We start from the raw sequence: 16,138 nt of genomic DNA, 5'->3' as shown, positions 1-16,138 counted from the left end.
CTGAACGTTCATTTTTTGGGCTTGCTCACGCCCACATTCCGAATAGTCTTAAAACTATCACAAATCCGCATACGGCGGATTTTTCATTGTGGGATGGGGCAAATTGGAAAATAGAACATTAGCCCTTGGAAGGCGCCTCGGAATTCACTCCGGTTTCGTAACAGCGTTGTTCGCAGCTCTCCTCCTGGGAACGCCGGACGTCAGCCGGGCGGAGATTGGTTCGGACGAGCCGCGGGTCGACGCCCTGCAGCCGCCGGAAGATCCGCGCGACGTCGCGGATAAGGATTTTCCCTATGAGTTACGCAAGGTTGCCGACAAGCTCGAAAGCCCTTGGTCGATGGCCTTCCTGCCCGACGGACGCATGCTCGTCACCGAGCGGCCCGGCCGGTTGCGCGTCGTCATCGGCGATCAGTTACAGTCGCAGCCGATTTCCGGCGTACCGACTGTTCTGTGCTGCAGTCATTCGGGATTGCTCGACGTTTTGGTCGATCCCGATTTCTCCGACAATCACCGTCTATTCCTGACCTATATGCACGGGACTGCGGAAGCCGGCACAATCCGTATTATGAGTGCCACACTCGATGGCAATTCGCTTATCGACAATCGGGTTATTTTCGAAAGCCGGCCGGCTGCGAAGGGCCTCGATCAGATCGGCGGCCGCCTTGCGTTCGGTCCCGACCATAAGCTCTATCTGACGATCGGCGATCGCTTCCAGATGGAGCGGGCGCAGAACCTGCTGGACGACGGCGGCAAGATCATCCGCATCAACGTCGATGGCTCGATCCCCGAGGACAATCCGTTTGTTGGACGCCCCGATGCACTACCGGAGATCTACAGCTACGGCCACCGCAACCCTCAGGGCATCATCGGCAATGTCGGCGACGGTCAGATCTGGGCGATCGAGCAAGGCCCGAAGGGCGGCGATGAGCTGAACCTCATCAAGGCCGGCGGCAATTACGGCTGGCCGCTCGTGACCTACGGCACCAACTACGACGAGACCATCATCTCAGACAAGACGTCAGCCCCTGGGCTGATCGACCCTGTTCACTACTGGGTGCCGTCGGTCGCCGCTGCAAGCCTCGTTTCCTATTACGGGAACATCATGCCGGACGACTGGCGCGGCGACTTCCTGATCGGCTCGCTCGCGGGTGAATGCCTAATCCGGCTGCACATCGACTCCGGCCGCGTTGTGAAAGAAGAGCGCTACCTGCATCACACGATGGGGCGCATCCGCGACGTCGCAATCGGGCCCGATGGCTATATCTACCTGCTGCAGGACAGCAGCGAGGCGGCCCTTTTCCGGCTCGAGCCGACCACCGATCTGCTCGCCAGGATGAAGCCGCAGTAAGACCGCGCCGCGGCACGCTGTCAGATGTCAAGAAATCGTACGGGCCGGATCAAACGATCCGGCCCGTTTCTGTTACACCCGCTCAGCCAAACGACTACGACAAGGAGTGTTGACGATGGCAGACCGGCTCAAAGGCAAGATTGCGATCATCTCAGGCGGCTCGACGGGAATGGGCGGGGCGTCGTCGCTGCTGTTCGCGGCCGAAGGCGCCACGGTCGGAGTTATCGACCGGAGGGAGGAAGAAGGACGAGCCATCGTCGATCAGATCAACAACGCCGGCGGCAAGGCGGTGTTCGCGGCTGCGGACGTCGCGGATGAAGGCCAGGTCAACGACGCCGTCGCCAAGGTGACGTCGGCCATTGGGCAGGCGAACGTGCTGTTCAATCACGCGGGCACGATCATCATCAAGCCGTTCCTCGAAATGACGCTGAAGGAATGGGAATGGCTGATGGGCATCAACGTCACGAGCATGTTCCTCATGACGAAGGCCGTCCTGCCGGGCATGATCGAGATGGGCGGCGGCTCCATCGTGTGCACGTCGTCGATTTCGGCGATTGCGGCGACGCCGCTCGAGACGGCTTACAATACGTCGAAAGCTGCCTGCCATATGTTTGCGCGGTCTATTGCGGTCGAATATCGCGACAAGGGCATTCGCTGCAACGCCGTTGCACCGGGCTTCGTCGCGACGCCACACGGACTGCGTGAAGTGGCGGAGCTGCAAAAGCTCGGCGTTGACGCATCAGAGGAAGCGCTCGCCGTGCAGCAGGGCCGTCTTTGCAAGCCGGAAGAAGTGGCCAATGCGGCTCTCTTCCTTGCCAGCGACGAAGCGAGCTTCGTCAACGGCGCGTCCATCTTCGTCGATAACTGCTTTACGGCGGTGTGAGGTTGTTCCTTGGGCGTTGGCGGTTCTGCGATGCGGGGGCGCCAACGCTGAGGACTGACGGGAAGACCGCACGGAGGAGCGATCCCCTTTTGTATCGTCTTGCCGATGTGACCGCCTCAGATAAAGGTCGTCACACGCGATCTTAAGGCTTCAATAGGTTTTCAATCTTCAGGTTTTCAATCTTCGTTGAAACCGCATCAAAATTGTCGCGGCCATATATAATACTTTTTTCGTAGACAATATAGCTCGATCTCTTAACATTCGGTCTAGGCACGGCTCGCCTTGAGAGGCGACGTGTCCCTGGGGAATCATCGACGCCGGGGGGCTCGAGGGGAAATGCGCGTGTCTGTTGCCGCCGTTTTGGCGGGCGAAGTTTTGTTGTCTGCATCCACGGCAGGTGCTCAACAAGCGAACCAAATTGTTTCACCCGAACCGGCGCCTCCGTCAGCCAGTTCGACGACCGCTCCTGCAGCGACCACGCTGCCAGAGGTCACGGTCGAAGCTAAGCCTGTAGAGAAACAACCGCAGCCGAAAAAGCATACGGCAAAGCCGACGACAAAAACTGCGGCTGCCGCACCGAAAACCCCTGCTACAGAGCAGCTTCCCTCGGTTCCGGGAACGGCGATCATCGATAATTTGCCTCCCGCGTATGCCGGCGGTCAGGTGGCGAGCGGCGCGCAACTGGGCATTCTCGGCAACCGGGATGTCATGGACGCGCCTTTCAGCGTAACCAGCTATACTGAAGATTATCTGCGCGATCAGCAGGCCTCGACCCTTGCAGATGTGGTCGACACCGATCCCTCAGTGCGAATCAACAACCATGGACGGGGGAGCAATAATGGTGGCGGCGACGTCTTTACCATTCGCGGCTTTACCGTTCCGAACAGCGACACATCTTTCAATGGTTTGTACGGCGTCCTGCCGGTTGGAACCATCTCTCTGGCGGGTGTGGAGCGGGTCGAAATATTCAAGGGCCCAAATGCCATGCTCAACGGCATGTCACCGAGCGGCGGCGTTGGCGGTACCATTAATATTGTCCCGAAGCGTGCGGGCGATGAACCGCTCACGCGCCTGACAACCGGCTTTGAGAGTTCGGGATCGGGGAGCGCAGAATTGGATGTCGGACGGCGGTACGGCACCGGCAAAGAATTCGGGGTGCGCTTCAACGGTCTCTATCAGAATGGCGATACCGCTGTTGACGATCAGACGAACGAAGTCCAATCGGCGACGCTCGGCTTGGATTTCCGCGGCAGTGCCGTGCGACTTTCAGCAGATCTCGGATACCAGAAAGATCGCACCGACGTTCCAAGCAGTTGGGGTGGCGGCCTAAGAATTGGTGGCGGCGTCACGCATATTCCGGACGCCCCCGATGCCAGCAACCGAACGGCGCAGCTCTGGGAATATATCGACAATGAGGATCTCTACGGTGTCGTCCGTGGAGAGGTCGACGTCACGCGGGACATTACCGTCTATGCCGCCGCTGGCGGGCGAACCAACGACCAAGCCGATCTGCGCACCAGTTCCAGGCTGAACGACAATTCCGGCTCGCTTCTGACGCAGATTCTAAACTATCCGCAGTATTCCGACAGCGAGTCCTACCAGGGCGGCATCAAAGGCGTTCTGCGTTTCGGAAGCGTGCGGCACGAATGGAATATCGGCGCGACGCGACTGAGCAGCGAGGTCGGATACGGCCTGGACGTCCTGGGCGGCGGTCTCTCCGATCTCTATCACGTTGCGGAGATCCCAAAGCCGGATACATCGAACCTTTCCGACGCTCGAAAGAATGCCAGCACCGATCTCACCTCCGTCGCCTTTGCCGACACGATGGTGTTCGCCGATGACCGGGTGTGGTTGACCTTGGGCGTTCGCCGCCAATACGTCGATCAAGACAATTACGATGTCACAAGCGGTGCGCGGACATCAACCTACGACGAATCCGCGACGACGCCATCCGTGGGTCTCGTGGTGAAGCCCTGGCACAACGTCTCGCTTTATGGAAACTATATCGAGGGTCTTACCCAAGGCATGACCGCGCCTGCGGGAACCGAAAATGCCGGAGAAGTCTTCCCACCGACCAAGACGAGGCAAGCCGAGGCGGGCGTAAAGGTCGATTTCGGCAAGGTCACCGGGACGCTCGGCGTGTTTCGGATCGAACAGCCGAACGCAATTACCATCCCCGGCTCGACGCCCGCATCGACCATTTACACGATCGATGGACAGCAACTTAACAAAGGCGTGGAATTCAACGTCTTCGGAGAACTGACGCCGAGCATCCGCTTGCTTGGCGGCGTGACGTATCTCGATCCGGAGCAGACAAAGACACAAGGCGGTCTAAACGACGGGAAAGACGCGATCGGCGTCGCGAACTGGAACGGTAACGTCGGGGTGGAATGGGATCCCTACTTCGCCAAGGGCGTAACGTTAAGTGCCAGGTCGGTCATTACCGGCACACAATATGCCGACGCGGCGAACAAGCTTGAGCTTCCCGCTTGGGCGAGGCTCGATCTCGGCGTTCGCTACAAGCTCGAAGACCGTCCAATCGAATTTCGCGCCAACGTCTACAATGTGCTCGATACCAACTATTGGGAAACGGCAGATCCGTCGACGGGATTGCGCCTTGGCGCGCCGCGGACATTCATCCTCTCGATGTCGACGGAGTTCTAGCTTCGACAAAGCCGAAGATGACAGCAATTACTTGATCTGCTCGGGGCCTTTCTGGCCTTCGATCAGGAACTGAGATTCGTCCTTGAGGTTCACGCCCGTCAGGCCGCGACGGAAGGCTTCGCGCAGGAGCCATGCGGTCTTGAAGGCGCCTTCCTCATAGGACAGTCCGCGCTGGCGCACATTCGAGATGCAGTTGCGGTCGGCGTCTTTGATACCGACGCGCGGCGAGAAGGTGATGTAGACACCGAGGCTGTCGGGCGACGATAAGCCGGGACGCTCGCCGATCAGCACGAGCACGGCTTTGCCGCCGAGGATCTCTCCGGCTTCGTCGCCGAGCGCGACGCGCGCATCATCGGCAAGCAAAATCGGCGACAGTTTCCAGCCGGCTTTGACGACATGCGGCAGGAGGGCCGCCATGTAGGGAATGGTATTGGCGGCAACCGCCATCGACGACAGCCCGTCGCCGACGAGGACGACGAGATCGGGCCGGCCATCCTCCATTTCGGCGGCGCGCATCAACGCCTCGCGGGAATGATCGGACAATTTGCGACCGAGGTCCGGGCGGCGGAGATATTCCGAACGGTCGTGCGTGGCGCTGCCGACGCGAAGCGTGGAAAGACCGAGATCGGCTAAGCCTTTTTCGATCGGCGTCCAGTCGATCGGTGTCGTCACGGCGTCGCGCGCCATGGCGTGAGACAATGCGAAGTCCAGGACTTCGTGCGTCGGCATGGCCGAACCCGAGCGGCCGAGGCCGATGCGTGCGTCCGTGAACTGTTTGAGATTGGCCCAGGGATCCGCTGTCATGTTACGCCGCCAATGCTTGAGCGTGGGTGAGAAGCGGATTGCCCGGACGATGCGGTGCGAGGTGACCTTTCGCATCGGTGACGCCGATCTTCGTCAGCCAGGCGTCGAACTCGGGCGCGCGTTTCAGGCCCAGCGCCTCGCGCACATAGAGCGCATCGTGGAATGAGGTCGACTGGTAGTTCAGCATGATGTCGTCGGCGCCCGGAATACCCATGATGAAGTTGACGCCGGCAGCGCCGAGCATCATCAGCAGGATGTCCATGTCGTCCTGATCGGCTTCGGCGTGGTTGGTGTAGCAGATATCGCAGCCCATCGGCAGGCCAAGCAGCTTGCCGCAGAAATGGTCTTCGAGGCCGGCGCGAATGATCTCCTTGCCATTGTAAAGATATTCCGGGCCGATGAAGCCGACGACGGTATTGACGAGCAGCGGCTTGAACTGGCGTGCGACGGCGTAGGCGCGCGCCTCGAGCGTCTGCTGATCGCAGCCGTGATGCGCGTCGGCCGAGAGCGCCGATCCCTGCCCCGTCTCGAAATACATGCAGTTGTCGCCAACGGTGCCGCGCTTCAGGCTCAAAGCGGCTTCGCGGCCTTCCTGCAAATGCGAGAGCTTTACGCCGAAGCTATCGTTGACGCCCTGCGTGCCGCCGATTGACTGGAAGACGAGATCGACAGGCGCTCCCTTGGCGATGGCGTCGATCGTCGTCGTCACGTGGGTCAGCACGCAGCTCTGGGTCGGGATTTCGAAGCGGCGGATGACGTCGTCCATCATCACCAGAAGATCGGTGATGGCGCCGATGTTGTCGCTCGCCGGATTGATGCCGATGACGGCATCACCGCAGCCGTACATCAAGCCATCGACCATCGACGCGGCGATGCCTTTCTTGTCGTCGGTGGGATGATTGGGTTGCAGACGCACGGACATGTGTCCGGGCAAACCGATCGTATCGCGGAACTTCGTGATGACGTGTGCCTTCTTGGCGCCGAGCACGAGGTCCTGGTTGCGCATGATCTTCGAGACGGCGGCGACCATTTCCGGCGTCAGGCCCGGCGCCAGCGCGGAGACCTTCTCCGGCGTCGCCTTCTCTGACAGCAGCCAATCGCGGAATTCGCCGACCGTCATATGAGAAACTGGCGCGAACGCCGCGCCATGATGCGTGTCGACGATGAGGCGCGTGACGTCGTCGTCTTCGTAGGGAATGATGGCTTCGTTAAGGAACTGCTTCAGCGGCACGTTGGCGAGCGCCATCTTGGCGGCGACGTTCTCGGCGGCGGACTTTGCCGCGACACCCGCCAGCACGTCGCCAGAGCGCGGCGGCGTGGCTTTCGCCAACAGCTCTTTCAGGGATGAAAACGTGTAGGTTGTTCCGCCCGCGTGCACCCGATACATGGCCGCTCTCCCAATCTCGCCGGTTGCTCGTTCAATAATGTCCTTCAATCAGCGGCTTGCAAGCATCAAATGGTGCCTCCCGCCGCCCAATCAGGGAGCAGCTTCGCTCATGCACACTTGGCGTCGCACTCGACGACCGGTTTCGGACGGGGTTTGAGCTTCGCGAGATCTGCGACGCCTGCGATGAAGACGTCCATAGAGTCTTCGAACGCAAGGCTCGGATCGAGCGTCTTCAGAACAGGAATGAGGTCCAGCGTGGCGTGATACATAGTCGGATCGAGTGCACTCAACTCGGTCTCTTCCGCCGGGCCGATCGCGCGCAGAAGGCCCTCGGCCTCAGCCAACGCAAATCCCAGAACGAATGCATAGAATGCAAGGCCAAGGCCTGCCGCCGCAGTATCGGTCAACCCCGCACGACGCAGGGCACAGTAGACGATCTCACTCGAAATGTGGTCAGCAGGACCGGTTGCATTGTAGCGAAAATGCAGCGGAAAAACCCGCGGATGATGATGAGCCAGCATCCGGTAGGCCTTCGCGACGGCTCTTAAGTCGTCGCGCCAGTTCGCTGTTGCCGTCGGCATCTCAACGCTTCGAAGTCCGTGATCGGCGATGGCGCGCAACAGCTCATCCTTGGAGCCGAAGTGATGCAGAACGGTCATCGGATCGACACCGACGATCGCCGCCACCTTACGAATGGAAAACGCAGCCTCCCCGACCTCGGCGAACAAATCGAACGCCGCCTGGAGGATCTCGGATTTCTCAACGCCCCGCCGTGCCCGCGATTTTGGCTCAGTCATCCGTCCAGCCTCTTGACTTCTACACTGTAGACTTTACACTCGAAGCGTTCTAAGAAGCAAGACGCTTTCGTGTCAATGGTTGAGTGTCGAAGCTAGGCGCGGGTCGTGCTTGTCCCAGGGAACGTCGCGTATGACACTGTTGCATATCGGGTTTCCGGCTTATTACGATGGCGGTGATATCGCTCACTGCCGCGAGGTGCCGCGTCCCATGTGCAGCATTCCCCATCCCAAGCGCGAGCTTTTGAAGCTCTGCGCGCGCATCGGCTACACGCCGCACTGAACTCTCCGAGCGCTCAGTTCTCAGCAGGCCCTCAAGGCCTGCTCATTGCCATTTTTCTTTTGCTGGAGGCTTCCTCGTGTCCAACCGTATTCAGACGCAACAGATCCAACAACTCGATGCGCAGCACCATCTGCATCCCTTCTCCGATCATCAGTCGCTGAGAGGCAGCGGCAGCGTCCGTGTCATCGTCAAAGGTGAAGGTCCGTATGTGATCGACAGCGAGGGCCATCGCATTCTCGACGGCATGGCCGGCCTTTGGACGACGAACATCGGCTACGGCAACAAAGAGCTGGCGCAGGCCGCTTACGATCAGATGGTCGAACTGCCGTTCTACAATACCTTCTTCAAGACGACGCACCCGCCGGTCGTCGAGCTGGCGCGCAAGCTGGCCGAGATCGCACCGGCGCATCTCAATCAGGTCTTCTTCGGTTCGTCGGGCTCGGAATCGAACGACACGGCGATCCGCCTGATCCGTCATTACTGGGTGCTCAAGGGCCAGCCGCAGCGGCGTATCATCATCAGCCGCAAGAACGCCTATCACGGCTCGACCATTGCGGCGGGCTCGATGGGCGGCATGAGCCACGTGCATGCGCACAGCTATCCAGTCTATGAGGGCTTCCGCCACGTCATGGACCCGTACTGGTACGGCGACTCCTTCCCCGGCGAGACGCCGGAGGCGTTCGGCCTGCGTGCTGCACGGGCTATTGAAGAAGAAATTCTGCGTTGCGGTCCGGAAAACGTCGCGGCGTTCGCGGGCGAACCGGTTCAAGGTGCAGGCGGCGTGAAAATCGCGCCGTCGACCTACTGGCCGGAGGTTCAGCGCATCGTCGACAAGTACGGCATCCTCTTGCTGGCCGACGAAGTCATCACCGGCTTCGGCCGCCTCGGCACGTGGTTCGCCTCGGATTTCTACGGCATCCGGCCCAATATCATCACCTTCGCGAAGGCGGCGACGTCGGGCTACATCCCGCTGTCGGGCGTGCTCGTCGACGACAAAATCGTCGAAGCGCTGATGGCCAAGGACGACGATTTCAACCATGGCTACACGTTCTCGGGCCATCCGGTGGCGTGCGCTGTCGCGCTGAAGAACCTGGAGATCATGGAGCGCGACCGACTCGTTCCGAAAGTGAAGGAATTCACCGGCCCGGCTCTGGCGAAGCTGTTTGATCGCTTCAAGGATCATCCGCTGGTCGGCGAGGTTCGCACGGTCGGCATGATGGGCGCGATCGAACTCGTGGCGGATAAGAAAACGCGTCGCCGCTTTGATAATCTCGGCCGTGTGGGTCTTATCTGTCGCGATCATTTCTTCCGGGAAGGCTTCATCATGCGGGCCGTCTGGGACACGATGGTGTGCGCGCCGCCGCTGACGTGGGAAGAGCAGCAGTTCGAGGAAGCGGGCCGCGTGATCCAGAAGGCGCTTGATCAGACGCTTTCGGCAGTCCAGGGAGAAATGGCGGCATGAGGCGGCCCGTCGTCGTCATACCCTGCAGTACAGAGACGGTCAGCGGACTGACCTCGGACGCGGCGGGGCGGAAATATTCCGCCGCCGTGGCCGAGGGCGCCGACTGCCAGCCGTTGCTGCTGCCGGTCGGCAAGAACCTTTCCGACATCGGCTCCGTTCTCGATGTTGCCTCGGGCATTTTGCTGACGGGCGCCATCTCGAACGTGCACCCTGAAAACTACGGCCTCGAAGAGCCCGTTCTGCCTGACGCCATCGACCGTGACCGGGATGCGGTGACGCTGCCGCTTATCCGCGCGGCCGTCGAACGCAAGGTGCCGATCATGGCGATTTGCCGGGGGTTTCAAGAGTTGAACGTCGCGCTTGGCGGCTCTCTGCACCAGGCGGTTCATACCGTCGACGGCTATGCCGACCATCGCGAGCCGAAGGTCACGGACTTCGACGTGATGTTCGCGCCGCGCCACCCAGTGACGCTCAAGGGTGAGCTCAAGGCGTGGCTCGGCCAGGATCAGATCATCGTCAACTCGCTGCACGGGCAAGGCATCCGCGATCTCGCCAAGCCGCTCGTTGCGGAGGCATTCGCTGAGGATGGCCTGGTCGAAGCCGCCCGCGTCGCGGCGGGCAATACGTTCTCCCTCGGTGTGCAGTGGCACCCCGAATGGCAATACACATCCAACCCAGCATCCCTGGCGCTGTTCCGCCGCTTCGGCGACGCCGCGAGAGGTATGATCGCGAAAGGCCAGGCCGCATGACCGATACATTCATTTCCGTCGAAGAAGCTGCAGCTTTCCTTGATGCCAATCCAAGCGTGTCTTGGATCGACATTCTGCTGTTCGACATGAACGGCATGCCGCGGGGCAAGCGCATCCGGCGCGGCGATCTCGTCAGCATTGCGCGGAACGGGCTGCTGCTTCCGGCGTCCGTTTACGTGCTCGATCCGCGCGGCAATTCGATTGCCGAGACAGGCCGGCTCTGGGAGACGGGCGATCACGACATTCCGTTCCGCGTGCTGTCCGGCACGCTGAAGCCAGTCCCCGTCGGTAAGGGCTCGCACGGTCAAGCGGTAATGGTGCCTGTCGATCTTTGCGATATGGATCCGCGCGGTGTGCTTGCCGCTCAGGTGTCGCGATTTGCGGATGCCGGGCAGAAGCCCATCGTCGCGGTCGAACTCGAATTCTACGTGACAAAGCGCCCGCCGGACGGCGTTTTCAGCCTCGTGACGCCGCCCGGCCTCTCCGCCGATCCCGAACGGCCCATGACGTTCGGCTTTGAGGAAATGGACACGCTCGGGCCGTTCATCGATGACGTCTATCGCATCGCTGAGGCACAAGGGCTGCCGCTCGACGCGGTTATGCAGGAGTCCGGCCCTGGTCAATTCGAGATCAATCTGAAGCACAGCGAGGCCATGACGGCAGCGCTCGACGGCGTGCTCTTGAAGCGCGCGGTCAAGGCGGCTGCTCATGCGCACGATCTCGAAGCGACGTTCATGGCGAAGCCGCACCACGATTGGACGGGCTCCGGCATGCACGTTCACGTCAGCTTGATCGATAAGCAGGGCAACAACCTGTTTGCGGGCGATCCAATGGCGCCAATGTTCCGGCAGGCGATCGGCGGGTTGCGGACATCCATGCCGGACTTCATGGCGGTGTGGGCGCAGTCGGCGAACGCCTATCGCCGTTACGTGCCTGAATCCTATGTGCCGATGTCGGCGCACTGGGGCTTCAACAATCGCACGGTGGCACTGCGCGTGCCGTGCTGCTCGGGGCCTGCGACGCGCATCGAACATCGCGTCTCAGGCGCGGACGCCAATCCGTTCCTCGTTATTGCAAGTATCCTGGCGGGCGTCCGCCATGGCATCACCAACGGCGTCGATCCGGGGCAGCATGCGGAAGGCAATGCGGAAGAACTCGACGGCAACGAACTGCCGACCGCCTGGGTGAACGCTCTGCAGACGTTCCGCACCTCCGACATCGTGCGCGAGTCTTTCGGCCCGGCGTTCCAGGACGTCTACTATCGCTTGAAAGAGACCGAACGCATCAGTTTCGAGCGTGTCGTTACTGCGCTCGACTATGAATGGTACGCTCAAGTTGCATAAGGCTTTACGGTCATGACATCGCTTGCACACTTCGAAGCCGTTGCCGGATCGATCAAAATTCCGGGTGAAGCCGTCATCGACGGCAAGCTGACGGAGAGCGTTTCCGGCAAAACGTTCGCCAACGTCTCTCCGCGTGACGGGCGCGTCCTTAATCATGTCGCCCAATGCGGGCCGGAGGATGTCGATCTCGCCGTCAAAAGCGCGCGCCGCGCCTTCGATGAGGGATCGTGGCGCAAACTGCACTATCGCGAGAAAAAGCGCATTCTGTTCAAACTCGCCGAACTGATGGAACGCGATATCGAAACGCTCGCCGTGCTCGAAAGCCTCGACGTTGGCAAGCCGATCTCGAACGCGCTCGGCGGCGACGTTCCGAACGCCATCCGCTCGCTGCGCTATTATGCGGAAGCGCTCGATAAGGTTTACGGCGAAGTGGCGCCGGAAGCTCCGGACCGGTTCTCGTTCGTCGTCCACGATCCGCTGGGTGTCATCGGCGCTATCGTGCCGTGGAACTTCCCGTTGCACATGGCGATGTGGAAGGTCGCCCCGGCACTCGCGATGGGCAACTCCGTCATTCTGAAGCCTGCGGAGCAATCGCCGCTGACAGCGCTAAAGCTCGGTGAATTGGCGCTCGAAGCCGGTATTCCTGCGGGTGTACTGAACGTTATTCCGGGCTTCGGCGCAGAAGCAGGCAAGGCGCTCGCGCTGCACAATGACGTCGATATGCTTGCATTCACCGGCTCGGGCCCGGTCGGCAAGCTGCTCATGCAGTATTCGGGACAGAGCAATCTGAAGCGCGTGAGCCTGGAACTCGGCGGAAAGTCTCCGCATATCGTTTTCGCAGACTGCCCCGATCTCGACCGCGCCGCCACGGAAGCGGCGTGGGGCATCTTCTATAATTCAGGGCAGGTATGCACTGCCGGGTCTCGTCTCTTGGTGCAGGACGCGATAGCCGATGATTTCACCAATCGGCTCATATCGGTTGCTCGAAAAATCGTTGCTGGCGACCCCTTGGAGCCCGCGACGACGTCGGGCGCTATGGTTAGCGAAGAACAGATGAAGACGGCACTCCGCTATATCGAAACGGCGAAGCGCGAGGGCGGCACACTGGCCCTCGGCGGCAATCGTACGCTCGAAGGAAGCGGCGGGTTCTACGTCGAGCCGACGGTGTTTTCGGGCGTGACGCCTGAGAATACACTGGCGCGCGAAGAAGTTTTCGGACCTGTGCTCGCCATCACGCGTTTCACCGAAGCGGACGACGCCATCCGCATCGCCAACGATACGAACTACGGCCTAGCCGCCGGTCTTTGGACCAAGGACATCACGCTGGCCCACCGCGCCGCCCGCGAGATCCGCGCCGGCCTCGTCTGGATCAACGGCTGGGACAGCTGCGATATCACGATGCCGTTCGGAGGCTTCAAGCAATCGGGCTTCGGCCGCGATCGCTCTCTGCACGCACTACATAAGTATGCCGATTTGAAATCGGTCTCGATCACACTCTGACGCCCTGGAGACGGTGCAATGAATATCAAATCGTCAACGCCCTTCCCCTCGGCCGCCTTCATAGACGGCGAGTGGGTGACTTCGAACAAGACGTTTCCGGTTCTCGATCCGGCGACGGGCGAAAAGCTCGTTGATGTACCGGACCTGACACCGGATGACGCCAAGCGCGCCATCGACGCCGCGCACAAGGCATTTCCGGCGTGGGCTGCGAAGCCCGCGAAGGAACGCGCGCAGATCCTGCGCAAGTGGTTCGACCTCATCATCGCGGATACCGAAGCGCTTGCTCAGTTGATGACGGCCGAGCAAGGCAAACCGCTGACGGAATCGCGCGGCGAAGTCGCTTATGGCGCGTCGTTCATCGAGTGGTTCGCGGAAGAAGGAAAGCGCGCCTACGGGCACACGATCCCAACGACGGTCGCTTCGCGCCGCTACCTCACGATCAAGCAACCCATCGGCGTATGCGCGGCGATTACGCCGTGGAACTTTCCGATCGCGATGATCACCCGCAAGGTTGGCTGCGCCCTGGCTGCCGGTTGCACGATCGTCGTGAAGCCGTCGGAAGAGACGCCGCTGTGTGCGCTGGCGCTTGCGAAGCTCGCGCAGGACGCAGGTGTTCCGGCGGGCGTATTCAACGTCATCACGACGATGGACGGCCCCGGCATCGGCAAGGTGCTGACGGCGGATGACCGCGTGCGCAAGTTGACGTTCACAGGCTCGACGGAAGTCGGCCGCATTCTCTATCGTCAGTGTGCCGACACCATCAAAAAGCTGACGCTCGAACTCGGCGGCAACGCGCCGCTCATCATTTTCGACGATGCCGATCTGAAGCAGGCGGTCGCCGGAACGATGGCGTCGAAGTTCCGCAACGCGGGCCAGACGTGCGTCTGCGCCAACCGTATCCTCGTGCAGGCAGGCATCTTCGACAAGTTCGTTTCAGCCCTGAAAGAGGAAGCCGCGAAGCTCGTCGTGGCACCCGGCCGTGATGCCAAATCGACGGTCGGACCGCTGATTAATGCGGAAGCCATCGACAAGGTGAAGTCGCTGCTTTCCGGTGCGGTCTCCGAAGGCGCCAAGATCGAGATCGGTGGCAAGCCGGACAATCACGGCGCGCTCTTCTTCGAGCCGACCATCGTGACTGGTGTCACCACCGCCATGACGATCGCGAACGAAGAAATCTTCGGTCCGGTTGCATCGCTCATCAAGTTCGAGACGGAAGCCGACGCGATCCGCATCGCCAACAGCACGCCGTTCGGCCTCGCCGCCTACCTCTTCAGCCAGAATGTCTCTCGCGCGTGGCGCGTGGCTGAAGCGCTCGAAGCCGGCATGATCGGCGTCAACGAAGGCGTGTTCTCGAATGAGGTTGCGCCGTTCGGCGGCATCAAGCAGTCGGGTCTCGGCCGCGAGGGCGCGGACGAAGGCCTCAACGAATATCTCGAGACAAAAATGATCGCCCTTGGCGGCATCAACGCCTAGCAGTCAAGTTTCGGCGGGGCATTTCGATTAATGCTCCGCCGAAAAAGCATTGAACCCTCTTTCGCTCACCCATCGAACCACGAAGGATCGTCCATGGCTACCTCAGCCGAGCTTCAGGCCCGTCGCATCGCCGCTGTCCCACGCGGCGTCGGAAACGTGACGCAAATCTTTGCCAAGACCGCGAAGAACGCCGAGATCTGGAGCGAGGACGGCAAGCGCTATATCGATTTCGGTGCGGGCATCGCGGTCGTCAACACGGGCCATCAGCACCCTCGCCTCATCAAGGCCATTGAGGAGCAGCTCAAGGCTTTCAGTCACGTCTGCTTCCAGGTGACGCCGTACGAAAACTATGTGAGCCTTGCGGAACGGCTCAACGCCATTGCTCCAATCGCCGGTCCGGCCAAGACGATGCTGGCATCAACGGGTGCTGAAGCCGTCGAGAACGCCGTCAAAGTGGCGCGCGCATTCACAGGACGTCCCGGCATCGTTTCGTTTGCGGGCGGCTTCCACGGCCGCACGCTGATGGGCATGGCGCTGACGGGCAAGGTCGTTCCTTATAAGAAGGGCTACGGACCGTTTCCGCCGGACGTCTATAACGTCGAGTTCCCGAACGTCTTCCACGGCGGCAGTACCGGGCAAAGCATTCGCAGCCTGAAGTCGCTGTTCAAGCATTCGGTCGATCCGTCGAACATCGCCGGTATCATCATCGAGCCGGTGCAAGGCGAAGGCGGCTTCAATATCGTGCCGAAGGAATTCATGGTCGCGCTGCGCGAGCTTTGCGACGACCACGGTATTCTGCTGATCGCGGATGAAATCCAGACGGGCTTTGCACGTACTGGCAAGATGTTCGCGATGGAACACTTCGGCGTGAAAGCCGACGTCGTCACAATGGCGAAGGGCCTCGCGGGCGGGATGCCGCTGTCGGCGATCGTCGGCCGCGCGGACGTCATGGATGCTTCCAATCCCGGCGGCCTCGGCGGCACTTATGCAGGCAATCCGGTTGCGTGTGCGTCGGCCCATGCCGTGCTCGACGTCATTCACGACGAGAAGCTCTGCGACCGCGCCAACGCAATCGGCAAGATCATCATGGATCGCTGCTCGGCGCTGCAGGCCAATTCGAACCTCAACTGCATCGGCGACGTCCGCGGCCTCGGCGCCATGTGCGCGGTCGAGCTTGTGAAAGACAAGGCGAGCGGCGAACCGGCGCCGGAATTGACGAGCGCATTGCTCAAAGCGGCGAGCGACCGCGGCCTCATTCTTCTTTCGTGCGGCACGTACGGAAACGTCATTCGCTTCCTGGTGCCGCTGACTGCCAGCGACGAACTCGTTCGCGAGGGCATGGACGTGTTCGAATCGGCACTCACCGACGCCGTCGCCAAGGTAGCTTGATATTTGGACTCGCTTCCGGCGGCTGACGTCCCGCAGGGGTGTCGCCGGGAGCCAACAAA

At 60.9% G+C, this 16,138-nt stretch carries 13 protein-coding genes; 10 read left to right on the top strand and 3 right to left on the bottom strand.

Annotated elements, in window-relative coordinates; translation table 11 throughout:
- The first annotated feature begins 103 nt into the window (after window positions 1-103).
- The 3 genes from RLW55_RS12600 (at window position 104) to RLW55_RS12590 (ending at window position 4,895) form a co-directional block, all read left to right on the top strand.
- Window positions 104-1,348, top strand: a complete 1,245-nt coding sequence (locus RLW55_RS12600; protein WP_423414373.1) for a PQQ-dependent sugar dehydrogenase — start codon at window positions 104-106, stop codon at window positions 1,346-1,348.
- 115 nt (window positions 1,349-1,463) lie between these two features.
- Window positions 1,464-2,231: an SDR family NAD(P)-dependent oxidoreductase gene (locus tag RLW55_RS12595; protein WP_013948362.1), complete on the top strand. Its 768-nt coding sequence runs from the start codon at window positions 1,464-1,466 to the stop codon at window positions 2,229-2,231.
- A 342-nt stretch (window positions 2,232-2,573) separates the two neighbouring features.
- Window positions 2,574-4,895: a TonB-dependent receptor gene (locus tag RLW55_RS12590; protein WP_423414372.1), complete on the top strand. Its 2,322-nt coding sequence runs from the start codon at window positions 2,574-2,576 to the stop codon at window positions 4,893-4,895.
- A gap of 27 nt (window positions 4,896-4,922) precedes the next feature.
- Here the strand turns inward: RLW55_RS12590 and eutC are convergent, their stop codons facing one another.
- The 3 genes from eutC to RLW55_RS12575 form a co-directional block, all read right to left on the bottom strand.
- Window positions 4,923-5,699: an ethanolamine ammonia-lyase subunit EutC gene (gene eutC, locus RLW55_RS12585; protein ID WP_423414371.1), complete on the bottom strand. Its 777-nt coding sequence runs from the start codon at window positions 5,697-5,699 to the stop codon at window positions 4,923-4,925.
- Between the two features lies 1 nt (window position 5,700).
- Window positions 5,701-7,086: an ethanolamine ammonia-lyase subunit EutB gene (locus RLW55_RS12580; RefSeq protein ID WP_409560487.1), complete on the bottom strand. Its 1,386-nt coding sequence runs from the start codon at window positions 7,084-7,086 to the stop codon at window positions 5,701-5,703.
- Window positions 7,087-7,193: 107 nt separating this feature from the next.
- Window positions 7,194-7,883 (bottom strand): TetR/AcrR family transcriptional regulator, encoded by a 690-nt coding sequence (locus RLW55_RS12575; protein WP_423414370.1) that lies wholly within the window; start codon window positions 7,881-7,883, stop codon window positions 7,194-7,196.
- A gap of 130 nt (window positions 7,884-8,013) precedes the next feature.
- Between RLW55_RS12575 and RLW55_RS12570 the strand changes: the two genes are divergently transcribed.
- The 7 genes from RLW55_RS12570 (at window position 8,014) to gabT (ending at window position 16,079) form a co-directional block, all read left to right on the top strand.
- Complete coding sequence (locus tag RLW55_RS12570) at window positions 8,014-8,163, top strand: hypothetical protein (protein WP_013948367.1); 150 nt, start codon at window positions 8,014-8,016, stop codon at window positions 8,161-8,163.
- Between the two features lie 76 nt (window positions 8,164-8,239).
- Window positions 8,240-9,625, top strand: coding sequence for an aspartate aminotransferase family protein (locus RLW55_RS12565; RefSeq protein ID WP_409560489.1), 1,386 nt, complete (start codon window positions 8,240-8,242; stop codon window positions 9,623-9,625).
- The gene (locus RLW55_RS12560) at window positions 9,622-10,374 is read left to right on the top strand and encodes a gamma-glutamyl-gamma-aminobutyrate hydrolase family protein (RefSeq protein ID WP_414463141.1); all 753 of its coding nucleotides are present in this window, start codon (window positions 9,622-9,624) and stop codon (window positions 10,372-10,374) included. Before RLW55_RS12565 ends, RLW55_RS12560 begins: the two co-directional genes overlap by 4 nt.
- Window positions 10,371-11,717 (top strand): glutamine synthetase family protein, encoded by a 1,347-nt coding sequence (locus RLW55_RS12555; RefSeq protein WP_409560491.1) that lies wholly within the window; start codon window positions 10,371-10,373, stop codon window positions 11,715-11,717. Before RLW55_RS12560 ends, RLW55_RS12555 begins: the two co-directional genes overlap by 4 nt.
- A gap of 12 nt (window positions 11,718-11,729) precedes the next feature.
- Window positions 11,730-13,217 (top strand): aldehyde dehydrogenase, encoded by a 1,488-nt coding sequence (locus tag RLW55_RS12550; protein WP_423414369.1) that lies wholly within the window; start codon window positions 11,730-11,732, stop codon window positions 13,215-13,217.
- An 18-nt stretch (window positions 13,218-13,235) separates the two neighbouring features.
- The gene (locus RLW55_RS12545; RefSeq protein ID WP_423414368.1) at window positions 13,236-14,690 is read left to right on the top strand and encodes an NAD-dependent succinate-semialdehyde dehydrogenase; all 1,455 of its coding nucleotides are present in this window, start codon (window positions 13,236-13,238) and stop codon (window positions 14,688-14,690) included.
- A 93-nt stretch (window positions 14,691-14,783) separates the two neighbouring features.
- The gene (gabT, locus tag RLW55_RS12540; protein ID WP_423414367.1) at window positions 14,784-16,079 is read left to right on the top strand and encodes a 4-aminobutyrate--2-oxoglutarate transaminase; all 1,296 of its coding nucleotides are present in this window, start codon (window positions 14,784-14,786) and stop codon (window positions 16,077-16,079) included.
- Window positions 16,080-16,138: the final 59 nt, after the last annotated feature.

It is taken from the genome of Hyphomicrobium sp. B1, from assembly GCF_049532635.1.
GTDB lineage: Bacteria > Pseudomonadota > Alphaproteobacteria > Rhizobiales > Hyphomicrobiaceae > Hyphomicrobium_B.
Note: the sequence above shows the minus strand (reverse complement) of the source record. Positions and strands in the feature narration are given on the sequence as shown.